Origin of the sequence: Streptomyces sp. NPDC059524 (assembly GCF_042749255.1) — a bacterium.
In the GTDB taxonomy this organism is placed as follows: Bacteria; Actinomycetota; Actinomycetes; order Streptomycetales; family Streptomycetaceae; genus Streptomyces; species Streptomyces xanthii.
Genome location: NZ_JBHYTK010000006.1, coordinates 88,487 through 114,882, shown reverse-complemented (window position 1 = coordinate 114,882; position 26,396 = coordinate 88,487). Strand labels below are relative to the sequence as shown.

Below are 26,396 nucleotides of genomic sequence, written 5' to 3'. Positions count from 1 at the left end.
CCCCCCCCCCCCGCGCGCCCCCCCCCCCCCCCGGGGGGGCGCGGCCCCCCTTCGCGTCGGATCGGGCGATCAGCGGACGTCGACGTAGTCGGCGGACGACGTCGCCGTGGACGTCGCGCTGTTGCCCGGGTAGTACAGGCGCCACGTGCCGTCGGTGGAAGCCGTGATGGTGGTCTTCACCTGGCCGGTGGAGGAGCTGTTCACGGTCTTGACCGTGGTGTAGCTGCTGCTGCCGGCCTTCTTGAACTGCACCTGGACCGGCTGGGCGGCGTAGCCGTAGTACTTGAGGTAGGTCCAGCTGATGCGGCTCAGGCCACCGGAGAGCGTGATCGGCTTGCCCTTGGCGACCGGCTCGGGCGAGGCGTTGAACGACGCGAAGTGCGAGGCGCGCTTGACCCAGTGGTTCTTGTAGACGTCGCTCTCGGCGACGTCGAGGTCCTTGCCCACGGCGCCCGCGTACACGTTCCACTTGCCGTTGAGCGAGCTCTTGTAGAGGTCCACGCCCGGCGTGGCGGTCAGGGTCACCTTGCAGGTGGCCGTCGTCTCGCTCCAGTACTCGCAGTCGCGCGAGATGTCCTCGGGCTGGTCCGGGATGATGGCGCCGTCGATGCCGTCCTCGCTCGTGAGGTCGGTGCCGTGCCACAGGAAGGCCTGGACGCCTTCGATGCCCTCGGGGTTGGTGGCGGTGACGTAGATGTTGAACGACTTGGCCAGGGTGCCGCCGACGACGACGTCCTTGTTGCCGTTGACGGTGACCTTGGTGATCTTGATGTCGCCGGCGTCCGCCGTCGAGAAGGTGCTCTTCTGCTCGCCGACCACCAGCGGCGCCACGGCGTCCGCGGCGGACGGGGCGGAGGGGGCGTCGTCCGCCTGTGCGGCGGGAACGACGAAGGCGGTCAGAGCCGCGGCGCCGGACATCGTCGCGGCGACCAGACTGGCACGAATGCGCATGAATGCTTCTCCAGTTGAGAAGTACGGTCCTCGCGCCCCGCAGGCCCTTGTGACCCGCGAGGGTGAAGAAACCGTGTGATTCGAGTGAGCCTTCGGTTGACTCGCGGTGTAGACCCGCGGCAGACCCAAACGGTTGTGCGCATCGAGGCTTTTGTTCGGACGTATTGCTCAGGCCAGTCCGGGGGCGTCCCAGACCGGGAACCAGCGGCCCAGATCGGGCTCCACGCGCAGGTCGTCGCCGAGCGCGGACCGCACCTCCAGCTCCAGCGTGTTGTCCCGCTTCCGCGCCTGGCCGGGCCGGGGCGCGAAGGGGTAGAAGGTGCCGCGCTTGTAGAGGTAGACGAGCGCCACGGAGCGCGCCTCGCGCGGGTCCCGGAAGGCGATCAGGGAGCACAGCAGGTGCGGCCCGAAGCCGCCTTCCTCCAAGGAGGTGTTGACGGCGTGGAGGTCGTTGACCAAGCCGGCCACGTCGTCCGGGGCGTGGCGCACGCGCAGCCAGGTGTAGCCGAGCCCGTCCTCGGTGAACTCGACGGGCCCGTCGAGCAGTTCGGCGAGCTCGTCCCGGATCCGGTCGAAGGCGCCGCCCTCCACGCTCGCGAAGCAGACCGAGCCCTCCCCGGTGGGGAGCAGCCCGGCGGCGGCCTGGAGGGTGACGGCGGCCGAGGGCAGCGCGAAGAGCTGGTCGAGGTCGGGCCGGACGGGCTTGCTCCGGCCGAGGAGGGCGTCGAGGAATCCCATGCGGCGTCCTGTTCTTCCGGAGGGTCACGGGCGGCCGAGCTGGGCCGAGATCCGGCTCAGCTGGTCGAGGCGCTGTTCGAGGGTGGGGTGCGAGGCGAGCAGCCGGGCGGCGCTCTCCTTGCTGAAGGCGGGCGCGAAGAAGAACGCGTTGAACGGCTCGGCCTTGCGCAGGTCCCGGGTCGGGATACGGGCGATCTGCCCGGTGACCTTGGTGAGCGCGGAGGCGAGGGCGGAGGGGCGGCCGGTGAGCAGGGCCGCGGCCCGGTCGGCGGACAGCTCGCGGTAGCGGGACAGCAGCCGGGTGAGCAGGAAGCTGATGGCGTAGACGACAGCGCTGACGGCGGTGACGATCAGGACGGCGACCGCCGTGTTGCTGTCGCGGTTGCTGCGGCCGAAGCCGCTCCAGATCGCCGAGCGGGTGATGAGGCCGGCCAGCACGCCGAGGAAGGAGGCGATGGTCATCACGGCGACGTCGCGGTGCGCGACGTGCGACATCTCGTGCGCGAGCACCCCCTCCAGCTCCTCCGGTTCCAGGCGGCGCAGGAGTCCGGTGGTGGCGCACACCATCGCGTTCTTCCGGTTGCGCCCGGTCGCGAACGCGTTGGGTACGTCCGAGTCGGCGACGGCGACGCGCGGCTTGGGCATGTCGGCGAGCGCGCAGAGCCGGTCGACCGCGGCGTGCAGTTCGGGGGCCTGCTCCGGGGTGACCTCGCGCGCGCCCATGCTGAAGGCGGCGATGCGGTCGCTGAACCAGAACTGGCCGATGAACAGCGCGCCCGAGAACAGGAGCACGAACGCCCACGCCCCCTTGAGGAGCACGACGAGCACGCCGACCACGACCACGTACAGCAGGCCGATGATGAACATCGTGGCGACCATGCGTGAGGTGAGCCCGCGGTCGGGCGCGAACCGGGTCTGTGCCATCGAGGCCTCCCGAGAACGGCGGGGCGGTCCTCCACGGAGTGATCCCCCGCGGAGTGATCCCTCTCCTCTTGGGAACAATTGTCCCTCTGCCGTCCCACTGGCGGGCGGGCGCCGAGGCGGGGCCGGGGAACATGGAGGAACATATGGATATGCATCGGCGTGAGGTTCCGCATCCGGGAACCGGGCCGTGACTCGGGCCGGAGACCGGCGGAAGACGCCGCACCGGTCGCCGGGGCGACGCCTGGGCTCCCTGCTGAGCGCCCGCACCGTCGCCGGCCAGGTGTTCCTCCTCCAGGTCGCGACCGTGCTGCTGCTGGTGGCCGCCGCGGTGGTGGCGATGGTGGTGCAGGTGCGGCACGACACCGAGCAGGACGCCCGCCACCGGTCGCTCGCCGCCGCCGAGTCCTTCGCGCACGCCCCCGGGATCGTGCAGGCGCTCGACAGCCCGCACCCGACGGCGGTGCTGCAGCCGCTCACGGAGGCGGCCCGCAAGGGCGCCGGAGTCGACGCCATCGTCGTGTCGAACAAGGCCGGGACCCGCCTCACCCACCCCGACCCGGCCCTGATCGGCAAGCACGTCATCGGGCCGAAGGACGTCATAGAGGACGTGCTGGCCGGGCAGACCGTCACGGAGACCTTCTCCGGCAGCCAGGGCCCCTCCGTGGTCTCCGCCGTCCCCATCACCCGTGCCGACGGCACCGTCGTCGGCATCGTGTCCGGCGGGGTCAAGATCGAGACGCTGAACGACGCCCTGGGCCGGCATCTGCCGGTTCTGTTCGGCTCCGCCGCCGCCGCGCTGGTCATCGCCACGGTCGGGGCGGGCCTCGTGGGCCGCCGGCTGCGCCGCCAGACCCACGGTCTGGGCCCGGCGGAGATGACACGGATGTACGAGCATCACGCCGCGGTGCTGCACGCGGTGCGGGAGGGCGTCCTGATCGTCGGCGGCGACGGGCTGCTGGTGCTCGCCAACGACGAGGCGCGGCGCCTGCTCGGCCTGCCGGCGGACGCGGAGGGGCGCCGGATCGACGAGCTGGGCCTGGAGCCGGAGACGGCCGAGCTGCTGGGCTCGGGGCGCACGGCCACCGACGAGGTCCACCCGGCCGGGGACCGGCTGCTCGCGGTGAACATCCGGCCCACCGAGCCGCACGGCGGCGGCCCCGGGACCGTGGCGACCCTGCGCGACACCACCGAGCTGCGGGCGCTCGCGGGCCGGGCCGAGGTGGCCCGGGAGCGGCTGCGGCTGCTCTACGACGCCGGGGTGCGGATCGGCACGACGCTGGACGTCACCCGCACCGCCGAGGAGCTGGCGGAGGTGGCGGTCCCCAGGTTCGCGGACTTCGTCACCGTCGAGCTGCTCGACCCGGTGCTGCGGGGCGAGGAGCCGGCCGGGGCGCCCCTGCAGATGCGCCGCGCCGCCTTCCGCGGCATCAGCGAGGACGCGCCGCTCTACCCCGTCGGGGAGCTGATCCACTTCCTGTCCCCCGACCACCCGATCGCGGAGGACGGCGCGGTCCTGGAGGCGGATCTGGCGGCCTCCGAGTGCTGGCGCTCCCAGGATCCGGAGCGCGCGCGGCAGGTCCTCGACTACGGCATCCGTTCCCTGATCTCGGTGCCGCTGCGGGCCCGCGGCGTGGTCCTCGGCATGGCGGACTTCTGGCGTTCGGAGCACGAGCCGTTCGAGCGCGACGACCTGTCGGCCGCGGAGGAGCTGGCGGCGCGGGCGGCGCTGGCGATCGACAACGCCCGCCGCTACACGCGCGAGCACGGCATGGCCGTCACCCTCCAGCGCAGCCTGCTGCCCCGCGCCCTGCCCGAGCAGTCGGCCCTGGAGGTGGCCCACCGCTATCTGCCGGCCCGCGACGGGGTGGGCGGCGACTGGTTCGACATCATTCCGCTGCCGGGCGCGCGGGTGGCGCTGGTCGTCGGCGACGTGGTCGGGCACGGCCTGCACGCCGCCGCCACCATGGGCCGGCTGCGCACGGCGGTGCACAACTTCTCGGCCCTGGACCTGTCCCCCGACGAGCTGCTCGGGCACCTGGACGAGCTGGTCGCCCACATCGACAGCGATCGCACGGTCGCCGACCAGGACGGACCGGCGGTCACCGGCGCCACCTGCCTGTACGCCATCTACGACCCGAGCACCGGGCGCGCCGCCGTCGCGACGGCCGGGCACCTGGGCCCGGCCCTGGTCCACCCGGACGGCACCGTCACGTTCCCGGAGCTGCCCGTCTCGCCGCCGCTGGGTCTGGGCGCCACCACGCCGGTCGAGACGGCCGAGCTGCAACTGCCCGCCGACTCCCGACTGGTGCTGTACACGGACGGCCTCGTCGAGGACCGGGGCCGCGATCTCGACACCGGCCTCGAGCTGCTGCGCACGACGCTGGAGGGGCACCCGGACCGGGGACCGGAGGAGATCTGCCGGGCCGTGGTCGACGCGCTGCTGTCGGAGCGCCCGCGCGACGACGTGGCGCTGCTCGTCGCCCGCACCCGCCTCCTCGACCCGATGCGGGTCGCCGAGTGGGACGTCCCGTCCGACCCGGCGGCGGTCGCCACGGTCCGGGGCGAGGCGGCCCGTCAGCTGGAGGCCTGGGGCCTGGACGAGATCGGCTTCACCACCGAACTGATCATCAGCGAGCTGGTCACCAACTCGATCCGGTACGGCAGCCAGCCCATCCGGCTGCGTCTGCTGCACGACCGGAACCATCTGATCTGCGAGGTCGCGGACGGCTCCAGCACCTCGCCGCACCTGCGGCGCGCGAAGACCACCGACGAGGGCGGCCGCGGACTGTTCCTGGTCGCCCAGTTCGCCCGCCGCTGGGGCACCCGCTACACGACCCGCGGAAAGATCATCTGGACCGAACAGGCCCTCGGCACCACGGAACCCGACACCGACCTGGCGGACGCGCTGCTCGACCAATGGGACGAATGAGAGCGCCTTCGGTGTGATGTGGGGCGCGTCACATGTGAGAGCCGCGGGGTCGCCGTGGAAGCATCTTCACGGCGTCACACCCCTGGGCCCGAACACGCCCGAGCCGCGCGTTCACGCAGCTCAGAACGTTTTTCTTTGGTGGGGCGGGTGGGACTCGAACCCACGGCCGACGGATTATGAGTCCGCTGCTCTAACCGGCTGAGCTACCGCCCCTACACGGCGTGGCGCGTACATGTGTACGCGCCGTCTGCCGCAGCATAGCCGCTCATACGATCTCCTGCCTCGGATGGTTCGGCTCTGCACGACCATGAGGACTCCGGTGCGGCGCACGCGGTTCCACCAGGCACGAAAAAGCCCTCCGAAGTGAACTCCGAAGGGCTTGTCCGACAGCTCTCCCGACTGGACTCGAACCAGTAACCTGCCGGTTAACAGCCGGCTGCTCTGCCAATTGAGCTACAGGAGATCGAGCTCCCCCGACTGGACTCGAACCAGTAACCTGCCGGTTAACAGCCGGCTGCTCTGCCAATTGAGCTACAGGGGAATGTCTCGTCGCCTCGAACGCGTCCCCCTGGGCTAGTGCCAGGCGGCGTGCGCTCGCTGCGACACATACATTAGCGCAAGCAGGGGGGTGCTCCGCCAATCGGTTCCCCCCGGTGATCACCGAGCTACGGAAAGGGTGGCCCCTCATGCGCTACCGGCTCACATTCTTCGCCGGTCTGGCCCTGGGTTACGTACTGGGGACGCGGGCCGGACGCGACCAGTACGAGAAGCTGAAGAAGGCGGCCCGCTCGGTCGCCCAGAACCCGGCCGTGCGGAACACGGCGGAGGCGGGCGCCCAGCAGACCCGCCAGTACGCGGGCAAGGCCCTGCACTCCGTCACCGAGAAGGTCGGCGGCAAGGTGCCCGACTCCGTGGCCGGCCGGGTGCGTTCGCTGCGCGAGCGCGGCGCGGGCGCCGAGGACGACGACTGGGGCACCAGCAACACCTGACGGGCGCGGTCCCGGACGGCCGCGCGGTACGGCAGAATTTCCGTCATGGGGATAGTCGCCGGGCTGGACAGTTCGCCCGATTTCACGCGCATTGTGGTCTGTGACTCCGACACCGGGGCCGTACTGCGGCAGGGGTACGCCCCCCATCCGCTGGAACCGGTGGAGGGCGGCGGACGCCCCACGGACGTCGACCCCCAGGCCTGGCTGCTCTCGCTCGGCGAGGCGGCCGGCGGAGGGCTCCTCGAAGGCGTGCAGGCGATCGGCGTGTCCGCGCAGGCCAACGCGCTGGTCCCGCTGGACCACCAGGGCAACACGGTGCGCCCGGCCCTGGTCGGCAACGACAAGCGGGCCCAGGTCGCGGCCGCCGACCTCGTCGACCGGCTCGGCTCGCGCGAGGCGTGGGCGCAGGCCGTCGGCAGCGTCCCCCAGTCGGCGCAGCCCGTGACGAAGCTGCGCTGGCTGGCCCGCACCGAGCCGGAGAACGCGCAGCGCGTGGCCGCGCTCATGCAGGCCCACGACTGGCTCGTCTGGCAGCTGCTCGGGCGTCCGGCACGCCGTACGACCGACCGCGGCGGCGCGTCCGGCACCGGCTACTGGTCGGCGGCCACCGGTTCCTGGCGGCCCGACCTCGTGGAACTCGCCCTCGGGCAGCAGGCGATGCTTCCGGAGGTGCTCGGTCCCGGCGACGCCGCGGGCACCACTCCGGAGGGCCTGATCATCTCGGCCGGCACCGGGGAGACCATGGCCGCCGCGTTCGGCCTCGGCGTGCAGACCGGGGACGCCGTGGTGTCGCTCGGCGCGTCCGGGTCCGTGATGGCCGTGCACCACGAGGCGCTCGTCGACCCGACCGGCGCCATCACCTCGCTCGCCGACGCCACCGGCATGCACCTGCCGGTCGTCCACACGCTCAACGCGGTACGGGCGCTGCGCGGCACCGCCGAGATGCTCGGGCTCGACGGCGGCCCGGAGGAGCTGTCCGAGCTGGCCGTGAAGTCCACGCCGGGCGCCCACGGGCTGGTCCTCCTGCCGTATCTGGAGGGCGAGAAGACACCGAACCTGCCGCACACCGCGGGCACTCTGAGCGGGCTGCGGCGCGAGTCGATGAAGCCGGAGCACCTGGCGCGGGCCGCGTTCGAGGGCATGCTGTGCGGGCTCGCCGACGCGATGGACGTGCTGCGCGGGCGCGGCGTCGACATCCGCCGGGTGTTCCTGCTCGGCGCCGCCGCCGAGCTGCACGCGGTGCAGGCCGTCGCCCCGATGCTGTTCGGCACGCAGGTCGTGGTGCCGCAGCCCGCGGACTACGCGGCGCTCGGCGCGGCGCGGCAGGCCGCGTGGGCGCTGACCGGGCAGCTGCCGCTGTGGCAGGGCGCGGCCGCGCAGGTCTTCGAGCCGGGCGAGGAGCTGGCCGTGGGGCAGGCGGTGCGGCAGCAGTACCGGGCGGTGCGCGAGCAGATCCACCCGGGCGCCTTCGCGTAGCCCGGACGCCGTTCCGCGGGCGGTCTTTGAACGCTCTTGGCTTATTCGGTTGAGGTAACGCGGGTGGAGTGTCCGACGATAGGGGTCCATGCGTCACCGTTGCGGCGGCGGCGCACCTCCCCACTCCCCAACCGCTCACACTCCTGATCGCCGACCACCGAGAGACCGAGCGTGCTCATAAGACTTCTGCGGGCCCACCTGAGCCCGTACAAGAAACCCATCGGGCTGCTGGTGCTGCTGCAGTTCCTGCAGACCTGCGCCTCGCTGTACCTGCCCACCCTGAACGCGGACATCATCGACAACGGTGTCGTCGAGGGCGACACCGGCTACATCCTGACCTTCGGCGCCCTGATGCTCGGCGTCACAGTCGTCCAGGTCGTGTGCAACACGGGCGCCGTGTTCTACGGCGCCCGGACCTCGGCGGCGCTCGGCCGTGACGTGCGGGCCGCCGTCTTCGACCGGGTGCAGTCCTTCTCGGCCCGCGAGGTCGGCCAGTTCGGCGCGCCGTCGCTGATCACCCGTACGACGAACGACGTGCAGCAGGTCCAGATGCTGGTGCTGCTCGCGTTCACGCTGATGGTGTCGGCGCCGATCATGTGCGTCGGCGGTGTCGTCATGGCGCTCGGCCTCGACGTGCCGCTGTCCGGCGTGCTGCTGGCCGTGCTGCCCGTGATGGCGATCGTCCTCACGCTGATCATCCGCAGGATGCGGCCGCTGTTCCGCTCCATGCAGGTCAAGCTGGACACGGTGAACCGGGTGCTGCGCGAGCAGATCACCGGCAACCGGGTGATCCGCGCCTTCGTCCGCGACGACTTCGAGAAGGGCCGGTTCGGCGAGGCCAACTGGGATCTGACGGAGACCTCGCTGGCCACCGGCCGGATCATGGCGCTGATGTTCCCGTTCGTCATGACGATCGTGAACGTCGCCTCGATCGCCGTCGTCTGGTTCGGCGCCCACCGGATCGACAGCGGCGGCATGCAGATCGGCGACCTGACCGCGTTCCTCGCGTACCTCATGCAGATCGTGATGAGCGTCATGATGGCCACCTTCATGTTCATGCAGGTGCCGCGCGCCGAGGTGTGCGCCGAGCGCATCCAGGAGGTCCTCGCCACCGAGTCCAGCGTGGTGCCGCCGGCGCCCGAGACCTCGGTGCGGGAGCTGCTCCAGCGCGGCCATCTGGAGATCCGGGGCGCCGACTTCGGCTACCCGGGCGCCGAGGAGCCCGTGCTGCGCGCCGTCGACCTGGTCGCCCGGCCCGGTGAGACCACCGCGATCATCGGCTCGACCGGCAGCGGCAAGTCGACGCTGCTCGGCCTCGTGCCCCGCCTGTACGACACCACTTCCGGTGCCGTGCTCGTGGACGGCGAGGATGTGCGGGAGATCGACCCCGAGCTGATGGCCCGCACCGTGGGCCTCGTACCGCAGAAGCCGTACCTGTTCTCCGGGACGGTGGCGTCCAACCTGCGCTACGGGCGGCCGGACGCGACCGACGAGGAGCTGTGGCACGCGCTCGGCGTGGCGCAGGCCCGGGAGTTCGTGGCGGCGCTGGAGGGCGGCCTGAACGCGCCGATCACCCAGGGCGGCACGAACGTGTCGGGTGGCCAGCGGCAGCGGCTCGCGATCGCGCGCACACTCGTGCAGCGGCCGGAGATCTACCTCTTCGACGACTCGTTCTCCGCGCTCGACTACGCGACGGACGCGGCGCTGCGCCGCGCGCTGGGCGACGAGACGGCCGAGTCGACGGTGGTGATCGTCGCGCAGCGGGTCTCCACGATCCGTGACGCCGACCGCATCGTCGTCCTCGACGAGGGCCGCGTCGTCGGCAGCGGGCGCCACCACGAGCTGATGGCCGACAACGAGACGTACCGGGAGATCGTGCTCTCCCAGCTGACGGAAGCGGAGGCGGCCTGATGAGTGGGCCGATGGCGGCGCGGATGGCGGCCGGTGGGCCCGGTTCGCGGTCGATGGACTTCAAGGGGTCCGGGAAGCGGCTCCTCAAGCGGCTGGCGGAGCACCGGGCGGCGGTGGCCGGGGTACTGGTCGCGGTGGTGATCAGCGTGGGGCTCTCGGTCGTCGGGCCGAAGATCCTCGGGCACGCCACCGACCTGCTGTTCGGCGGGATCGTCGGCGGGCAGATGAAGCCCGGGGCGACCAAGGAGCAGGTCATCGAGAGCCTGCGGGCCAAGGGTGACACCGGCATGGCCGACATGCTCGGCGGCGTCGACTTCACCCCCGGCCAGGGCGTCGACTTCGACGCGATCGGGGAGGTGCTGCTGCTCGCGCTCGCCGTGTTCGCGGTGGCCGGCTTCTCGATGATGATCGGCACCCGGCTCGCCAACCGCGCGATCAACCTGGCGGTGGCCAGGCTGCGCGGCGACATGCAGGCCAAGCTGCAGCGGCTGCCGCTGTCGTACTACGACAAGCAGAAGCGCGGCGAGGTGCTGAGCCGGGCGACGAACGACATCGACAACATCGGGCAGACGCTCCAGCAGACGATGGGGCAGATGCTCAACTCGCTGCTGACCATCGTCGGCGTGCTGGTGATGATGTTCTGGATCTCGTGGCTGCTCGCGCTGGTCGCGCTGGTGACGGTGCCGCTCTCGGTGGTCGTCGCGGCGAAGGTCGGCAAGCGGTCGCAGCCGCAGTTCGTGCAGCAGTGGAAGACCACGGGTGTGCTGAACGCGCACATCGAGGAGATGTACACGGGCCACACGCTGGTGAAGGTGTTCGGCCGGCAGAAGGAGTCGGCGGAGCAGTTCGCCGAGCAGAACGAGGCGCTGTACGAGGCCTCGTTCAAGGCGCAGTTCAACAGCGGGATCATGCAGCCGCTGATGTTCTTCGTGTCGAACCTGAACTATGTGCTCGTGGCCGTGGTCGGCGGTCTGCGGGTGGCGTCCGGGTCGCTGTCCATCGGTGACGTGCAGGCGTTCATCCAGTACTCGCGCCAGTTCTCGATGCCGCTGACGCAGGTCGCGTCGATGGCGAACCTGGTGCAGTCGGGCGTCGCCTCCGCCGAGCGGATCTTCGAACTGCTCGACGCCGAGGAGCAGTCGCCGGACCCGCGGACCCCGCGGAAGCCGGAACGGCTGCGCGGGCACGTCGAGTTCGAGCATGTCGCCTTCCGCTACGACCCGGACCGGCCGCTCATCGAGGACCTGTCGCTGACGGCGGAGCCCGGGCACACGGTCGCCATCGTGGGGCCGACGGGTGCGGGCAAGACGACGCTGGTCAATCTGCTGCTGCGGTTCTACGACGTCACCGGCGGACGGATCACGCTCGACGGGGTCGACATCGCGGAGATGTCCCGGGACGAGCTGCGGGCCGGGATCGGCATGGTGCTCCAGGACACGTGGCTGTTCGGCGGGACGATCGCGGACAACATCGCGTACGGCGCGGCGAAGGAGGTCACCCGGGAGGACGTCGAGCGGGCGGCGCGGGCCGCGCACGCGGACCGGTTCATCCGGACGCTGCCCGACGGGTACGACACGGTGATCGACGACGAGGGGACGGGGGTCAGCGCGGGCGAGAAGCAGCTCATCACGATCGCCCGGGCGTTCCTGTCCGACCCCGTGATCCTCGTGCTCGACGAGGCGACCTCCTCCGTCGACACCCGCACCGAGGTGCTCATCCAGAAGGCCATGGCGCGGCTCGCCTCCGGGCGGACCTCGTTCGTCATCGCGCACCGTCTCTCGACGATCCGCGACGCCGACACGATTCTGGTCATGGAGAACGGGTCGATCGTGGAGCAGGGCTCGCACGAGGCACTGGTCGCCTCCGGCGGCGCGTATCAGCGCCTGTACGAGGCCCAGTTCGCGCAGGCGGTCGCGGAGGTCGACTGAGCGCCGCGACAGGGCGCGGGGGGGGGGGCCCGGGCGGGCCCCGCCCCCCCCGCCCCCCGCCCGGGCCCCCCCCCCCCGGACCGCGCGCCGGGGGGGGGGGGGGTGTACCCGGCCCCCCGGCACGGGGGGGGGGCCCCGCCCCCCCCGCCGGCCCCGCGCCCCGGGCTCAGTCCAGGTAACCCCGCAGCTGGTCCGCGAAGGCGTGGTCCCTCAGCTTGTTGAGGGTCTTGGACTCGATCTGGCGGATGCGTTCGCGGGTGACGCCGAAGATGCGGCCTATCTCCTCCAGTGTGCGGGGGCGGCCGTCGGCCAGGCCGTAGCGGAGCTGGACCACCTTGCGTTCGCGTTCGCCGAGGGTCGAGAGGACCGCTTCGAGGTGTTCGCGGAGCAGGAGGAACGCGGCGGACTCGACGGGGCTCGCCGCGTCGCCGTCCTCGATGAGGTCGCCGAGCGCGACGTCGTCCTCCTCGCCGACCGGGGCGTGCAGGGAGACCGGTTCCTGGGCGAGCCGGAGCACCTCGCTGACGCGTTCGTGCGGCAGGTCGAGGTGGGCGGCGACCTCTTCGGGCGTGGGCTCGTAGCCGCGCTCCTGGAGCATCCGGCGCTGGACGCGGACCACGCGGTTGATGAGCTCGACGACGTGGACGGGGACGCGGATGGTGCGGGCCTGGTCGGCGAGGGCACGGCTCATGGCCTGCCGGATCCACCAGGTGGCGTACGTCGAGAACTTGTAGCCCCGGGCGTAGTCGAACTTCTCGACGGCGCGGATGAGGCCCAGGTTCCCCTCCTGGACGAGGTCGAGCATGGTCAGGCCGCGGCCGACGTAGCGCTTGGCGACGGAGACGACCAGGCGCAGGTTGGACTCGATGAGGCGGCGCTTGGCCATGCGGCCCATGACGACCAGTCGGTCGAGGTCCAGGGCGAGCCCGGAGTCGAGGTCGGCGCCCGAGGTCAGGCGTTCCTCGGCGAACAGGCCGGCTTCGACGCGGCGGGCGAGCTCGACCTCCTCGGCGGCGCTCAGCAGCGGGATGCGGCCGATCTCGCGCAGGTACTGGCGGAACAGGTCGGACGAGGGTCCGCCGGTGTCGGCGCGGGCGGCGCGCAGCGGCTCGGGCGGATCGGACGGCACGGTCTCGCCCGGCTCGTCCTGCGGGGCCCCGGCGCCGGCCGCCTCGGGGTGGTGCGCGGAGCGGCTCTGCGCGGGCACCGCGGGGAGCACGTCGTCCGCCGGGGCGGCGGGTGGTTCGGCCTGCGCTGTGCTCTCGCTCGGGGTGAGGGTCTGGGTCTGCACGGGGGCGACCTCCAGGTGATCGCTGCTGAGGCGTGCGGCGGAGGGAGCGTCGTCCGTGCTCCGGCCGCGCTCCGGGGACTCAGGCACCGGACTCAGTGTGGGGTACGACACAGTCCCGCCACGAGGGGTGTGCGATGACTTTTTGAGTCCGGTGCGTGACCGGACGGTTACCGAGCTGTAGGTTCGGCCGGTCTTCCCCGCGGGGCCCGCCGCCAAACGGCGCGTCGGTGCGCGGCCCGGCTACAGCGCTTCGGCGCCGCGCTCCCGCAGGGCCTGGCCGTACTGCTGGAGCACCCACAACTCGTTCTGCACCGCGGCCAGTTGCGCCGGGTCGCCGCCGTTGCCGAGGCGGGTGAGGGTGCCCTGGACGTCGCGGATGCGGCGGTCGACGGCGCGGCGGCGGACCCACACGAGCTGCTCGCCCGCGTAGGCCTCGTCGACGGTCTTGCGGTGGATGGCCTCGACGGCGAGCTCGGTGACCATGGCGCGCACGGCGTCGTCGGGCGCGGCCTCGCGGACGGCGACGAGATAGGCCTGCGGGTCCTGGACGCCCTGCTCGGCGCCGCCCGCCTCCAGGACGGCCTGGCGCACGGCCGCGTAGGGCGCGGCGGTGAACTCGTCGATGCCGTACGCGTCGAAGGCCGGGGAGACGAGGTGCGGGTGCTGGAGGGCGAGCTTGAGGAGTTCGCGCTCGGTGGCGTAGACGGGGTTGCGCAGAGTGAGGGCGGGGCCGCCGAAGCCGGGGGCGGCGGGCGCGGCCGCGGCCATGGACGGGGCGCCGCCGCGGGCCGGGGCGGGGCCCTTGCCGCCGCGGTCGCGGGCCCAGCGGGCGAGCTGGGCGACGCGCTTGACGACGAACTGGGTGTCGAGGATGCCGAGCATCCCGGCGAGCTGGACGGCGACCTCGTGCTGGGAGGCGCTGTTCTTGATCCGGGCGACGACGGGCGCGGCCTCGTCGAGCGCGGCGGCGCGCCCGGCGGGGGTCTCCAGGTCGTAGCGGCTCACGATCTGGCGCAGCGCGAACTCGAAGAGGGGGGTGCGGGGTTCGACCAGGTCGGCGACCGCTTCGTCGCCCTTGACGAGGCGCAGGTCGCACGGGTCCATGTTGTCCGGCGCGATGGCGATGTAGGTCTCGGCGGCGAACTTCTGGTCGTCCTCGAAGGCGCGCAGGGCGGCCTTCTGGCCCGCGGCGTCGCCGTCGAAGGTGAAGATGACGCGCGCCGACCCGTTGTCCATGAGGAGCCGTCGGAGGATCTTGATGTGGTCGCCGCCGAAGGCGGTGCCGCAGGTGGCGATGGCGGTGGTCACCCCGGCGAGGTGGCAGGCCATGACGTCCGTGTAGCCCTCGACGACGACCGCGCGGGAGGACTTGGCGATCTCCTTCTTGGCGAGGTCGATGCCGTAGAGGACCTGGGACTTCTTGTAGATGGGGGTCTCGGGCGTGTTCAGGTACTTCGGCCCGTTGTCGTCCTCGCGCAGGCGGCGGGCGCCGAAGCCGACGACCTCGCCGCCGATGTCGCGGATGGGCCACATGAGGCGGCCGCGGAAGCGGTCGATGGGGCCTCGGCGGCCCTCCTGGGAGAGGCCGGAGAGGGTGAGCTCCTTGTCGGTGAAGCCCTTGCCGCGCAGGAAGCGGGTGAGGTGGTCCCAGCCGGCCGGGCTGTAGCCGACGCCGAAGTGGGCGGCCGCGGCCTGGTCGAAGCCGCGCTCGGCGAGGAACTTCCGTCCGATCTCGGCTTCCGGGGACTCCAGCTGGTCCACGTAGAACTGTGCGGCGATCTTGTGCGCCTCGACCAGGCGGATCCGCTCGCCGCGCTGGTGGGAGGGGTTGTAGCCGCCCTCTTCGTAGCGCAGCGTGATGCCGGCCTGGCCGGCCAGGCGCTCGACCGCCTCGGAGAAGGTGAGGTGGTCGATCTTCATCACGAACGTGATGGTGTCGCCGCCTTCCTGGCAGCCGAAGCAGTGGAAGAACCCCTTGCTCGGACTGACCTGGAAGGACGGTGACTTCTCGTCGTGGAAGGGGCACAGGCCCTTCAGGTTGCCGCCGCCCGCGTTGCGCAGTTGCAGGTACTCGGACACGACGGCGTCGATCGGGACCGCGTCCCGAACCGCTTTCACGTCCTCGTCATTGATCCTGCCTGCCACGCGTGAATTCTACGGGCACGGGAGGGTGACTCAGGGACGCCGGTCTCACTCCTCCAGCAGGGTGGCCAGCGGCACGGACGGGTCGCCGAGGCGCTCGGCGCCGGGCCGGACGCCGGTGCGGATCAGTTTCTGGATCTGCTCCGTGACGTCCCACACATTCACGTTCATCCCCGCGAGGACGCGGCCGTCCTTGAGCCAGAAGGCGATGAACTCGCGCTTGCCCGCGTCGCCGCGCAGCACGACCTGGTCGTACGAGCCCGGGGGCGCCCAGCCCGAGTACTCCAGGCCGAGGTCGTACTGGTCGGAGAAGAAGTACGGCACCCGGTCGTAGACGACGTCCTTGCCCATCATGGCGCGGGCGGCGGCGGGCCCGCCGTTGAGCGCGTTGGCCCAGTGCTCGACGCGGAGCCGGGTGTCGAACAGGGGGTGCTGGACGGCGGCGACGTCGCCCGCGGCGTGGATGTCGGGGTCGGAGGTGCGCAGGGCGATGTCGACGGCGATGCCGCCGCCGTGCTCGCGGGGCGCCATCTCCAGTCCCGCGGCCTCGGCGAGGGCGGTGCGCGGGGCGGCGCCGATGGCGGCGAGCACGTCGTGCGCGGGGTGCTCCTCGCCGTCGTCGGTGAGGGCGGCGAGGACCATGCCGTCCTGGCCGCTGATCTCGGTGAGCCGGGCGCCGAAGTGGAAGCGGACTCCGTGGTCGCTGTGCAGTTCGGTGAAGATCTGGCCGAGCTCGGGGCCGAGGACCGCGTGCAGCGGGGTGGCCTCCGGCTCGACGATCGTGACCTCGGCGCCGTACTGGCGGGCGGCGGCGGCGACCTCCAGGCCGATCCAGCCGGCGCCGGCGATCACCAGGTGCCCGTTGTCCCGGCCGAGGGAGGCGAGGACGTGCTTGAGGCGCTCGGCGTGGGAGAGCCTGCGCAGATGGTGGACGCCGGCGAGGTGGGTGCCGGGGATGTCGAGGCGGCGGGGCTCGGCGCCGGTGGCGAGCAGCAGCTTGTCGTAGCGCACGGCGGTGCCCTCGCCGAGCTGCACGGTCTTGGCGGTGCGGTCGATGGCGGTGACCGTCTGGCCGAGGTGGAGCTCGATGTCGTTGCTCGCGTACCAGGCCGGTTCGTGGACGAAGACGCTGTCGCGCTCCTCCTTGCCCTGGAGGTAGCCCTTGGACAGGGGTGGGCGTTCGTACGGGTGGTCCCGTTCGTCACCGATCAGGATGACCCGGCCGGTGAAGCCCTCCGAGCGGAGCGTCTCGGCGGCCTTCGCGCCGGCGAGTCCTCCCCCGACGATGACGAACGTCTGGTCCGCGTCGACCACGTGATTCCTCCTCGTTGCCAAGCCGTCAAGCCCGTCAAGCCGTGCCGTCATATGCGAGCGTCCCGCACGGAGCGTGATGCGGGAAGGGGGCGCGGCCCGATCACAGCACCTTTCTCTCCGTTTTTCAGCGGTTTTCTCCGATTTTTCCTTTGGAGCGGTTTCGGCGTGACCCGCGGGACCGTCACGCCCAGTGGTCGAGTGCGAGCTTCGTGACGAGGGCGACGACCGTGCAGAGCAGCGCGGCGCGCACGAATCCGGCGCCCCCGCGGATGGCCGTACGGGCTCCGATGGCGCCGCCGGTGATGTTGGCGAGGGCCATCGCGGCGCCGGTCGCCCACAGCACGTGGCCGAGGGAGGCGAACAGGACGAGGGCGCCGAGGTCGGTGCCGACGGAGACCGCCTTGGCGGTGGCCGAGCCCTTGAGGAAGCCGGTGCCGAGGGTGGCGGTGAACAGGGCGACGAGGAGGACGCCGGTGCCGGAGCCGATGGCCCCGCTGTAGTAGCCGATGACGGCGACGGCGGTCAGGGCGCGGCGCCCCGGCCTGCGGGGCCGCTCCCCCGGCCCGTCCGGGGCGCGGACCTGCGCGGCGCCCGCGCCGAACAGGCCCCAGACGCCGACGGCGAGCAGCGTCACCAGGACCGCGGGCAGGAACACGCCCTCGGGCAGGTACGCGGCCGTCATCGCGCCCAGCAAGGAGGTCGGGACGCCGATCAGGGCCGCGCGGACGGTGCCCGTGCCGCCCAGGCCCACGCGTCTCGCGTACGTCAGGGCCGCGGACGAGGTGCCGGTGATCGCCACCAGCTTGTTCGTGCCGAGCAGCGTCGCCATCGGGGCGGTGGGCAGCAGCACCATCAGGGCCGGCACCTGCACCAGGCCCCCGCCGCCGACCACCGCGTCCAGCCATCCCGCCGCGAGCGCCACCGCGAGCAGCGCGCACCAGTCCACCGCGTCCACGGCCATCCCCCGATATCCCCGTGTCCCCCGTGCTTCCCCGGGCCCAACCGTGCGGTAATGGCGGGGAGTTGTGGGGTAATTCGTCCACAACGCAAAGGGAGCGGGGGGATCCTGGGCGATGCTGCGCATCGAGGTCACGGGGGAGGATCTGGCGCGGCTGCGGGTCGCGCCGGACACCGATCCGCTGTGGGAGATCGTGCTGAGTCTGCATCTGCTGCAGAACCGTCAGGCGGCCGTGGTGTTCGACCCGTGGCGGCGCGAGGTGCGGGCGGCGCTGGCGCGGAGCGGACTGACGGAGGTGACGGCGGCGCTGACCCGGCTGTCGCCCTGGGCCGCGTACTTCCCGGACTTCCTCACGCCCGGTCAGGGCGGCGGCGGTCTGGAGGAGGGGATCGAGGCGGTGCTGAGCACGCCGCGGCGCCGGCTGTCGGCGGAACTGTCCGAGGTGTACGCGCACGGGCCGGTGCCGCCGGGGGTGCGGCGGCTCGCCGAGGGGGACGTGGCGGCGCTGGAGCGGCTCGGGCGGGCGCTGCGGGCGTACCACGCGGTCGCGGTCGAGCCGTATCTCCCGGCGATGCGGGGCGCGGTCGCCGACGACCGCGCCGTGCGGGCGGACGCGGCGCTGCGCGGGGGCGCGGCCGGGCTCCTGGAGAGTTACGGGCCGTCGGTGGCGCTGGACGCGGGGGCGCTGGTCGCCGCGTACCCGGTGGCGCGGCGGCTGCCGCTGGGCGGGCGGCCGCTGACGATCGTGCCGGGGTTCTTCTGTGTGGTGGCGCCGGTCGTGCTGGCCGACGACGCGCTCGACCCGGTGCTGGTCCATCCGCTGGGCCCGGCCCCCGGCTGGCTGGCCCGCACCCGCGCCCACGGCTCGGCGCCGCCACCGGTCTCCCAACTGATCGGCCCGACACGGGCCCTGGTCCTGGACGCGCTGGAACATCCGCGGACGACGGGCCAGTTGGCGGAGCTGCTCCGGCTGACGGCCTCGACGGCGAGCCGCCACGCGACGGTGCTGCGCGAGGCGGGCCTGGTCACGTCGGAGCGGCGCGGCAACACGGTGCTGCACCGGCGGACGCCCCTCGGGGACGCGGTCATGAACGGGGGACGGCTCGGCGAAGACGTGGCCGGCGGGGGCCGGTGAGCGGGAGGGTTCAGGAGCGGGATGCCGTGAGGGAGGCGTGGAGGGAGCGGGCCGTGGCGTCCGTCAGGGAGGCGATCTGGTCGACCACGACGCGCTTGCGGGCCCGGTCGTCGGGGGCCTCGCCGAACAGGGCGCGGAACTGGGGGTCCAGGCCGTCGGGGGCGCGGGCGGTGAGGGCCTCGGCCAGTTCGGCGACGACGACGCGCTGGTCGGCGCGGAGCGCCTCCTGCTGGGGGCGCTGCATCACATAGCGGTCGGCGACGGCCTTGAGGACGGCGCACTCCATGCGGGCCTCGCGCGGGACGACCAGTTCGGCGCCGTAGCGGGTGAGGCGGCCCGAGCCGTACCGGGCCCGGGTGGCGCCCTCGGCGGCGAGGCAGAAGCGGCCGATGAGCTGGCTGGTGGCGTCCTTGAGGCGGGCCTGCGCGACGGCGGTGCCGTCGTAGCCGTGCGGCCACCACTCCTGGTCGAGGAGCCGGTCGAGGGCGGCGGCCAGCTCGGCCGGGTCGGTGTCCGCCGGCACGTAGCGCCCGACGGCGACCGCGAAGACGTCGGCGCGCTCGGGCTCGGCGTGCAGCACGTTCGGGTCGAGGTGGCCCGCGTGCAGGCCGTCCTCCAGGTCGTGCACCGAGTACGCGACGTCGTCGGACCAGTCCATGACCTGGGCCTCGAAACAGCTGCGCCGGCCGGGCGCTGCCTGGCGCACCCAGTCGAAGACCGGCCGGTCGTCCTCGTACACCCCGAACTTGGGCGAGCCGGGGTCGCTGGGGTGGGCGCCGCGCGGCCACGGGTACTTGGTGGCGGCGTCGAGGGCGGCGCGGGTCAGGTTGAGTCCCACGCTGACGAGTTCGCCGGTGCCGGGGGCGTGCACGAAGCGCTTGGGTTCGATGCGGGTGAGCAGGCGCAGCGACTGGGCGTTGCCCTCGAAGCCGCCGCAGTCCTCGGCGACCTCGTTGAGCGCCTGTTCGCCGTTGTGCCCGAAGGGCGGGTGGCCGAGGTCGTGCGAGAGGCAGGCCGTCTCGACGAGGTCGGGGTCGCAGCCGAGCGCCGCGCCGAGCTCCCGGCCGACCTGGGCGCACTCCAGGGAGTGGGTGAGGCGGGTGCGGGGGCTCGCGTCCCAGTGTCGGCTCCTTGTGCCGGGCGTGACGACCTGGGTCTTGCCGGCGAGACGGCGCAGCGCGGCGGAGTGCAGGACGCGGGCGCGGTCCCGCTGGAACGCGGTGCGGCCGGGGCGCTTGTCGGGCTCGGGGGCCCAGCGCTCGGCCGCGGCGGGGTCGTAACCGGTGTCGTCCAGGCCGTTCTTGTCGCTGCGTTCCATGGGGCGACAGTAGACGGCACCACTGTCAGACGGTCGCCAGATCGGGCAGAGCGGTGTGCGGGGCGGTCTGCGGGGCGGTCTGCGGGGCGCCGGTCAGGGCGGTGTCGTAGCGGTGCAGGACCAGGCGGACGAGGGCCGGGTGGGTGCCGAGCGGGGCCGCCGCGATGCCGGGCGCGGCGGCCGCGGCCTGGGCGGCGAACCGGCCCGGGGCCGTGAAGTACGCGGCGACCGCCGTACGGGTCCTGCCGCGGGCGGCGAGGGCGCGGACCGCCGCCGGCACGTCCTGGGCCTCGGCCGAGCCCGGGTGGGCCGGGACGACGGGGACGCCGAGGCGGTGGGCGAGCAGGTCGGCGGTACGGCGGATGTCGACGGCGGCGTCGGGGTCGCGGGACCCGGCGGCGGCGAGCACGACGCCGGAGCGGCGGCGGGCCCGCTCGGACTGCTGCGCCGGCCAGCCGGCCTCGGTCAGGCGGTCGTGCAGGGCGTCGACGAGGAGGGGGTGCGGGCCGAGGGGGGCGGCGACGCGGGTACGGAGGTGCTCCGCGGCGCCGGCCGCGCCGGGAATGTCGTGCTTGACGTGGTGGCCGCGGGAGAGGAGCAGCGGGACGAGGACGGCTCGGCCGGGGCGGAGTGCGGTGAGGGTGTCGGTGAGCAGGGGCTCGTTGAGTTCTATGTGACCCAGGTGGACGGGGAGGGCGGGGCGGAGTTCCCGGATGCGGTGGGTCAGGGCGGTCACCGTGGCGAGGGCGCGGGGGTCCCGGCTGCCGTGGGCCACGAGGACGAGGGCGGGCGCCTTCTTGCGGCTCCGCAGGGAGACGTGGCTGAGCTGGTCGCCGAGCTGGTCACTGATCATGGTGAGGAGTCCTGCCGTGCTGGTCGTGCCCGTGCTTGCGAACTCGTCCGTCATGGAGTGATCGTGCCGGGTGGGGGTTGCCGTGTTGTTGCGGGGCGGTGACGAGTGGTTGCCGCGGGTTCACTGTGTGGCGGGGGGATCGGTGAGCGGGGCCTCTGCCCGGGGCGGCCCCGGTCCCGCCGTGGTGCGGCCCGCTCTCTTCCGGGCCGCGGCCCGGTGGGGCTTCTCGCGCAGTTCCCCGCGCCCCTGACGGGGCGCACCTGCCCGGTCCTGCTCCCGCCCGTCCACCCGGCCCACCGCCGCGGTGTGCTCGCCATCGTCCCCGGCCGCCGCCCCGTGGGGCTTCTCGCGCAGTTCCCCGCGCCCCTGACGGGGCGCACCTGCCCGGTCCTGCTCCCGCCCGTCCACCCGGCCCACCGCCGCGGTGTGCTCGCCATCGTCCCCGGCCGCGGCCCGGTGGGGCTTCTCGCGCAGTTCCCCGCGCCCCTGGCGGGGCGCACCTGCCCGGTCCTGCTCCCGGCCGCCGTGCGGCGAAACCTTCTTTGGGGGTGGGGCGTCTGGGTCGGTGACAGGGAAGTACCGTCGCCTCGACTGAGGAGAGCCACCCTTGAAGCTGCCCGGAACCAGGCCGCGGCTGCCCCGGACCACGCGGGGGCGGCGTATCGCCGTGCAGGCCCTCATGGGGCTGTGCGTGCTCGCGCTGCTGCCGGCGACGTGGCTGTTCGCGTCGACCGGTGACCGGGTCAAGGCGCTCGGCGACGTGCCCCGTACCGACGTGGCCGTCGTGTTCGGCGCGGGGCTGTGGGACGGGGAGCCCTCCCCCTATCTGGCCCACCGGCTGGACGCCGCGGCGGAGCTGTACCGCACGGGCCGGGTCCGGGCCGTCCTGGTCACCGGCGACAACAGCACCGAGGACTACGACGAGCCCGACGCCATGCGGGACTACCTGACCCGGCACGGCGTGCCGGGACGCGCCGTCGTGAGCGACTACGCCGGGTTCGACACCTGGGACTCCTGCGTGCGGGCCCGCAAGATCTTCGGGGTGCACCGCGCGGTCCTGGTCAGCCAGGGCTTCCACATCCGGCGGGCGGTCGCCCTGTGCGAGGCCGCCGGCGTGTCCTCGTACGGCGTCGGGGTGGACGAACCGCACGACGTGACCTGGTACGCGGGCGGCGCCCGGGAGGTCCTCGCGGCGGGCAAGGCGGCCCTGGACGCGGTCGTCCGCCCCGACCCGCACTTCCTCGGCCCGCGCGAGAGCGGCATCGCGGACGCCCTGCGCCGCTGACCTCACGGCCTGGCCCCGGGCGCGGGGAGGACCGCGTACCCCGTGCGTAACCGCCGCGCCCCTCACCGCGTAACAACGGGCCCGCACGCTGGCCCGTATGCACACGGTCACCGCCTCCGAGCCGCCCGCCCCCACCGCCACGCACTGCCCGTACTGCGCCCTGCAGTGCGGGATGCGGGTCGCCCCGGACGCCACGGTGAGCGGCCGGGAGGACTTCCCGGTGAACCGGGGCGCCCTGTGCGGCAAAGGCCAGAGCGCCGGCGAGGTGCTGTCGTCCCGGGTGCGGCTGACCGGCCCGCTCGTGCGCAGCGCCACCACGGGCCGCCTCGAACCGGCCGGCTGGGACGAGGCCCTGGACACGATCGCCGCGGCGCTCGACCGGGCCCGCACCGCGCACGGCCCCGACGCGAACGCCGTGTTCGGCGGCGGCGGCCTCACGAACGAGAAGGCGTACGCGCTGGGCAAGTTCGCCCGCACGGTGCTGCGGACCTCGCAGATCGACTACAACGGCCGGTTCTGCATGTCGTCGGCGGCGGCCGCCGGTCAGCTCGCGTTCGGGCTCGACCGGGGGCTGCCGTTCCCGCTGGAGGACATTCCGCGCACCGGCTGCGTGCTGCTGGTCGGCTCGAACCCGGCCGAGACGATGCCGCCCGCGCTGCGCTATCTGACCGAACTCAAGGCCAACGGCGGCACGTTGATCGTCGTGGACCCGCGCCGCACCCGGACCGCCGAACTCGCCGACCTGCACCTGGCCCCGCGCCCCGGCACGGACCTCGCGCTCGCCCTCGGCATGCTGCACCTCGTGGTGGCGCAGGGCCGCGCCGACGAGGCGTACATCCAGGAGCGGACCTCGGGCTGGGAGGGGGCGCGGGCCGCGGCGATGGCGCACTGGCCGGAGTACGTGGAGCGGGTCACCGGGGTGCCGGTGCCGCGGCTGCGCGAGGCGGTCGACCTGTTCGCGGGGGCCGGTGAGGCCATGGTGCTGACCGCGCGCGGGCCCGAGCAGCAGGCCAAGGGCACGGACACGGTCTCCGCGTGGATCAATCTGGCCCTCGCCACCGGCCGCCCGGGCCGCCCGCACTCCGGCTACGGCTGTCTCACCGGCCAGGGCAACGGGCAGGGCGGCCGCGAACACGGCCAGAAGGCCGACCAGTTGCCCGGCTACCGCAAGCTCGCCGACCCCGCCGCCCGCGCCCACGTCGCCGGGGTCTGGGGCGTGGACCCGGATTCGCTGCCCGGCCCCGGCCGCTCCGCGTACGAGCTGCTCGACGCGCTCGGCGGCGACATCCGCGCGCTGCTCCTGATGGGCTCGAACCCGGTCGTGTCGGCGCCCCGCGCGGCCCACGTCGAGCAGCGGCTGCGCTCCCTCGACTTCCTCGCCGTGGCCGATGTCGTCCTGTCCGAGACCGCCGAACTCGCGGACGTCGTGCTGCCGGTGACGCAGTGGGCGGAGGAGACCGGCACGGTCACGAACCTGGAGGGCCGGGTGCTGCTGCGCCGCCGCGCCCTCACCCCGCCCGACGGCGTCCGCTCCGACCTCGAAGTGCTCCGCGAACTCGCCGCGCGCCTCGCCCCCGACCTGGAGAAGGGCTTCCCGGCCGACCCCGAGGAGGTCTTCGGCGAGCTGCGCCGCGCCTCCGCGGGCGGTCCGGCCGACTACGCGGGCATCTCCTACGAGCGTCTCGCCCAGGGCGACGGCGTCTTCTGGCCCTGCCCGCAACCGGACGACGCGGGCACGCCCCGCCTCTTCCTCGACCGGTTCGCGCACGAGGACGGCCGGGCCCGGTTCGTGCCGGTGACGCACCGTCCGGCCGCCGAGGAGCCGGACGCGGCGTACCCGGTGCACCTGACGACGGGGCGGGTCGTCGCCCAGTACCAGTCGGGCGCCCAGACCCGCCGCGTCGACGAGCTCAACCGGGCGGCCCCGGGCCCCTTCGTCGAACTGCACCCCCGGCTCGCGGCGCGGCTCGGCGTGGTCGAGGGCGAGGACGTGGCGGTGGTGTCACGGCGCGGCCGCGCGGTCGCGCCGGCCCGCCTGACCCCGGGCATCCGCCCCGACACGGTCTTCATGCCCTTCCACTGGCCGGGCCCGGGCCGCGCCAACACCCTCACGAACCCTGCCCTCGACCCGACCTCCCGCATGCCGGAGTTCAAGGTGTGCGCGGTACGGGTCGAACGGGTGTAGCGACGTCGCCGGGTGCGGGCCGGTGGGAGCCGGAGCATCGGGGAAATGCGCCCGAAGGGCATGCATTTCAGGGGCGCGGGGAACTGCGCGACCAGCCCCCACCAGCCCGCACCCGGCGACGCGACCCCGCCGGAGCTACGGTTCAGGTCGTCTCGCCGCGCACCCAGCCCAGATAGCCGGAGGCACCCCGCACGACCGGCACGGCCACGATCTCGGGCGTGTCGTAGTCGTGGTGGTCCGTCAGCCACCGCTCCAGCTCCGGGTACCGCGCGGCGGTCGTCTTCAGCAGGATCTGGTACTCCCGGGCCGTCTCGACCGCCCCCTTCCACCGGTACACGGACGTCACCGCCGCGGACACCTGCGCACACGCCGCGAGGCGGGCCTCGACGGCGCCGCGGGCCAGGGTGTCCGCCCGGTCCGGGGCGTCCGTCGTCGTCAGTACGGTCAGCACGGTCTCGTCGGTGATCTCCACTCCCCCATTGTGACCTCCGGGCCCCGCGCCGCCGCCTGACGGAGTGTCCGGTCACCCGGTCGTACGCCCGCACCGCTCCCCGCACCCCGCGCTCCCTGACACGCCGATGACCTGCGACGACGCACCCGTCACCCCGTCAGAACCCCTGCCGAACCCCCGTATCTGACGCAACATCAGCAGGCGTGCGGCGGCGACTGGTACTTACCTCGGACTTGCAGGGCGCGTCCGACGCCCGCGAAGGAGCTCCACGATGCGCACAGGCCGACCGCTGACCGCCGCCGCGTTCGCCGTCGCCCTCGCCGGTCTCGGCGCCGTCCCGGCCGCCGCCGCGCAGGGCGGGCTCGAGGTCTATCCCGCGACGGCCGCCCCGGGCACCACGGTCACCGTGGACACCACCGCGTGCGGCACGCGGGGCACGGCGGCCGGTGACGCCCGCACGGTCGGCGCGGGCGCGTTCACGCTCGCTCCGGCCTCGGACGGCGACAACGCGGCGGGGCACTTCGCGGTGCCCGCGTCCGCGCAGCCCGGCACGTACGAGATCGTCGCGCAGTGTGCCGGCGGCACGCGTGTCACCGGCGACCTCATCGTGTCGCTCGCCCAGGCCGGCGCTTCGGGCGCGCAGATGCCGAAGGGCCATGTGAAGACGGGGGTCGGCGGCGCGCTCGGACCCGACCCCGTGCAGACCGCGGCGGGCGTGGCGGCTCTGGCCGTCGCCGCCGCGGGCGGTACCTGGCTCCTGCATCGCCGGGCGAGAGGCGAGGGGATCTGAAGGGATCCGCAGGAGCCACCACGGACGGACCGGGTCGCGGACATCCTCCGCCGTCCGTGACCCGTCCGCCCACCGGTACCGCCAGTCCCCACCCCTCCGGCCGCAGCCCCTCGCGGACCGGAGGGGCGGGCGACGTTCGTCCCAGGAGGTCCCGTGCGATCGGGCAAGGCAGTCAACTCCGCGATAGCGGTCGTCACCGTGCTCTCCCTCGGCACGGGTGCCTGGCTGCTGTCCACCAACTCCGGCGGGCATCCGCCGCCGCAGCCGTCCGCGGCGCAGGCCCGTCCGGGCACCGACCGGTACGCCCCGCCCGGCGCGTCCCCGTTGTCCCCGTCCCCGCCGGACCGCATCCGCATCCCGTCCATCCGGGTCGACGCGCCGCTCATGGGGCTGCGGCTGACCCGCGGCGGCAGCCTCGACGTGCCGCCGCCGCAGAAGAAGAACCTGGCCGGCTGGTACGAGGCCGGGACGACACCGGGTGAGCGGGGTACGGCGGTGGTCGCCGGGCACGTCGACAACGCCGACGGGCCCGCCGTCTTCTACGACCTCGGGGCGCTCACGCGGGGCCGCACGATCGAGATCGACCGGCGGGACGGTTCCGTGGCCGTCTTCACGGTGGACTCCGTCGAGGTGTACGACGCGAAGTCCTTCCCCGACGAGAAGGTCTACGGGCCGCGCTCCCGCGCGGAGCTCCGGGTCATCACGTGCGGGGGCCCCTATTCACGCGGCACCGGGTACGAGGGCAACGTAGTGGTGTTCGCCCACCTGACCTCCAGCCGATAGTCGTACGTCGACTACGGCCCGGTGGGGGCTGGTCGCGCAGTTCCC

The 26,396-nt window shown here is 73.2% G+C and carries 20 protein-coding genes and 3 tRNA genes; 10 read left to right on the top strand and 13 right to left on the bottom strand.

Annotated elements, in window-relative coordinates; genetic code table 11:
• Window positions 1-69 precede the first annotated feature (69 nt).
• The 3 genes from ACFW9D_RS03095 to htpX form a co-directional block, all read right to left on the bottom strand.
• Window positions 70-951, bottom strand: coding sequence for a calcium-binding protein (locus tag ACFW9D_RS03095; protein ID WP_384617065.1), 882 nt, complete (start codon window positions 949-951; stop codon window positions 70-72).
• A gap of 168 nt (window positions 952-1,119) precedes the next feature.
• Entirely contained in the window at window positions 1,120-1,689 is a 570-nt protein-coding gene (locus ACFW9D_RS03090) for a hypothetical protein (protein ID WP_384617062.1), read from the bottom strand.
• A 24-nt stretch (window positions 1,690-1,713) separates the two neighbouring features.
• Window positions 1,714-2,613, bottom strand: coding sequence for a zinc metalloprotease HtpX (htpX, locus tag ACFW9D_RS03085; RefSeq protein ID WP_384617059.1), 900 nt, complete (start codon window positions 2,611-2,613; stop codon window positions 1,714-1,716).
• A gap of 250 nt (window positions 2,614-2,863) precedes the next feature.
• Between htpX and ACFW9D_RS03080 the strand changes: the two genes are divergently transcribed.
• Window positions 2,864-5,542 (top strand): SpoIIE family protein phosphatase, encoded by a 2,679-nt coding sequence (locus tag ACFW9D_RS03080; RefSeq protein ID WP_384617082.1) that lies wholly within the window; start codon window positions 2,864-2,866, stop codon window positions 5,540-5,542.
• A 136-nt stretch (window positions 5,543-5,678) separates the two neighbouring features.
• On the opposite strand, the gene ACFW9D_RS03075 is transcribed toward ACFW9D_RS03080, so the two are convergent.
• The 3 genes from ACFW9D_RS03075 to ACFW9D_RS03065 all read right to left on the bottom strand — a co-directional run bounded on the left by ACFW9D_RS03075 (window position 5,679) and on the right by ACFW9D_RS03065 (window position 6,083).
• Window positions 5,679-5,755 (bottom strand) — tRNA-Ile (locus ACFW9D_RS03075).
• 177 nt (window positions 5,756-5,932) lie between these two features.
• A tRNA-Asn gene (locus tag ACFW9D_RS03070) sits at window positions 5,933-6,005 on the bottom strand.
• A 5-nt stretch (window positions 6,006-6,010) separates the two neighbouring features.
• Window positions 6,011-6,083: transfer RNA gene (locus ACFW9D_RS03065), tRNA-Asn, on the bottom strand.
• Between the two features lie 145 nt (window positions 6,084-6,228).
• On the opposite strand from ACFW9D_RS03065, the gene ACFW9D_RS03060 reads away from it, so the two are divergent.
• From ACFW9D_RS03060 to ACFW9D_RS03045, 4 genes are all read left to right on the top strand, one after another.
• Window positions 6,229-6,531, top strand: coding sequence for a YtxH domain-containing protein (locus ACFW9D_RS03060; protein ID WP_188339082.1), 303 nt, complete (start codon window positions 6,229-6,231; stop codon window positions 6,529-6,531).
• A gap of 45 nt (window positions 6,532-6,576) precedes the next feature.
• Window positions 6,577-8,007, top strand: coding sequence for an FGGY family carbohydrate kinase (locus tag ACFW9D_RS03055; protein WP_384617056.1), 1,431 nt, complete (start codon window positions 6,577-6,579; stop codon window positions 8,005-8,007).
• A 171-nt stretch (window positions 8,008-8,178) separates the two neighbouring features.
• On the top strand, window positions 8,179-9,918 hold the full coding sequence (locus ACFW9D_RS03050; protein ID WP_384617053.1) for an ABC transporter ATP-binding protein: 1,740 nt from the start codon (window positions 8,179-8,181) through the stop codon (window positions 9,916-9,918).
• On the top strand, window positions 9,918-11,846 hold the full coding sequence (locus ACFW9D_RS03045; protein WP_384617050.1) for an ABC transporter ATP-binding protein: 1,929 nt from the start codon (window positions 9,918-9,920) through the stop codon (window positions 11,844-11,846). Before ACFW9D_RS03050 ends, ACFW9D_RS03045 begins: the two co-directional genes overlap by 1 nt.
• A 166-nt stretch (window positions 11,847-12,012) precedes the next feature.
• Here the strand turns inward: ACFW9D_RS03045 and ACFW9D_RS03040 are convergent, their stop codons facing one another.
• The 4 genes from ACFW9D_RS03040 to ACFW9D_RS03025 form a co-directional block, all read right to left on the bottom strand.
• Window positions 12,013-13,224: an RNA polymerase sigma factor gene (locus ACFW9D_RS03040; RefSeq protein WP_384617048.1), complete on the bottom strand. Its 1,212-nt coding sequence runs from the start codon at window positions 13,222-13,224 to the stop codon at window positions 12,013-12,015.
• A gap of 153 nt (window positions 13,225-13,377) precedes the next feature.
• Window positions 13,378-15,282 carry a DNA primase gene (gene dnaG / locus ACFW9D_RS03035; protein WP_384617047.1) on the bottom strand — a complete coding sequence of 635 codons (1,905 nt, stop codon included), beginning with the start codon at window positions 15,280-15,282 and terminating at the stop codon, window positions 13,378-13,380.
• Between the two features lie 45 nt (window positions 15,283-15,327).
• The gene (locus ACFW9D_RS03030) at window positions 15,328-16,593 is read right to left on the bottom strand and encodes an NAD(P)/FAD-dependent oxidoreductase (RefSeq protein WP_188339076.1); all 1,266 of its coding nucleotides are present in this window, start codon (window positions 16,591-16,593) and stop codon (window positions 15,328-15,330) included.
• 181 nt (window positions 16,594-16,774) lie between these two features.
• On the bottom strand, window positions 16,775-17,554 hold the full coding sequence (locus ACFW9D_RS03025) for a sulfite exporter TauE/SafE family protein (protein WP_384617043.1): 780 nt from the start codon (window positions 17,552-17,554) through the stop codon (window positions 16,775-16,777).
• 112 nt (window positions 17,555-17,666) lie between these two features.
• Between ACFW9D_RS03025 and ACFW9D_RS03020 the strand changes: the two genes are divergently transcribed.
• Window positions 17,667-18,686 carry an ArsR/SmtB family transcription factor gene (locus ACFW9D_RS03020; protein ID WP_384617040.1) on the top strand — a complete coding sequence of 340 codons (1,020 nt, stop codon included), beginning with the start codon at window positions 17,667-17,669 and terminating at the stop codon, window positions 18,684-18,686.
• A 10-nt stretch (window positions 18,687-18,696) separates the two neighbouring features.
• Here ACFW9D_RS03020 and ACFW9D_RS03015 read toward each other — a convergent pair whose 3' ends face one another.
• Together ACFW9D_RS03015 and ACFW9D_RS03010 are read right to left on the bottom strand one after the other, a co-directional pair.
• Window positions 18,697-20,004 (bottom strand): deoxyguanosinetriphosphate triphosphohydrolase, encoded by a 1,308-nt coding sequence (locus ACFW9D_RS03015; protein WP_384617038.1) that lies wholly within the window; start codon window positions 20,002-20,004, stop codon window positions 18,697-18,699.
• A 25-nt stretch (window positions 20,005-20,029) separates the two neighbouring features.
• The gene (locus ACFW9D_RS03010; RefSeq protein WP_384617036.1) at window positions 20,030-20,911 is read right to left on the bottom strand and encodes a sirohydrochlorin chelatase; all 882 of its coding nucleotides are present in this window, start codon (window positions 20,909-20,911) and stop codon (window positions 20,030-20,032) included.
• Window positions 20,912-21,536: 625 nt separating this feature from the next.
• Here ACFW9D_RS03010 and ACFW9D_RS03005 point away from each other — a divergent pair.
• Both ACFW9D_RS03005 and ACFW9D_RS03000 read left to right on the top strand, forming a co-directional pair.
• Window positions 21,537-22,142 (top strand): vancomycin high temperature exclusion protein, encoded by a 606-nt coding sequence (locus ACFW9D_RS03005; RefSeq protein ID WP_384617079.1) that lies wholly within the window; start codon window positions 21,537-21,539, stop codon window positions 22,140-22,142.
• Window positions 22,143-22,239: 97 nt separating this feature from the next.
• On the top strand, window positions 22,240-24,327 hold the full coding sequence (locus ACFW9D_RS03000) for a molybdopterin oxidoreductase family protein (RefSeq protein ID WP_384617033.1): 2,088 nt from the start codon (window positions 22,240-22,242) through the stop codon (window positions 24,325-24,327).
• A gap of 142 nt (window positions 24,328-24,469) precedes the next feature.
• On the opposite strand, the gene cutA is transcribed toward ACFW9D_RS03000, so the two are convergent.
• On the bottom strand, window positions 24,470-24,793 hold the full coding sequence (cutA, locus tag ACFW9D_RS02995; RefSeq protein ID WP_384617077.1) for a divalent-cation tolerance protein CutA: 324 nt from the start codon (window positions 24,791-24,793) through the stop codon (window positions 24,470-24,472).
• A 256-nt stretch (window positions 24,794-25,049) separates the two neighbouring features.
• Between cutA and ACFW9D_RS02990 the strand changes: the two genes are divergently transcribed.
• On the top strand, window positions 25,050-25,568 hold the full coding sequence (locus ACFW9D_RS02990; RefSeq protein WP_384617030.1) for a hypothetical protein: 519 nt from the start codon (window positions 25,050-25,052) through the stop codon (window positions 25,566-25,568).
• Window positions 25,569-25,721: 153 nt separating this feature from the next.
• A complete protein-coding gene (locus ACFW9D_RS02985; protein ID WP_384617027.1) occupies window positions 25,722-26,351 on the top strand; it encodes a class F sortase in 630 nt (209 codons plus the stop codon).
• Window positions 26,352-26,396: the final 45 nt, after the last annotated feature.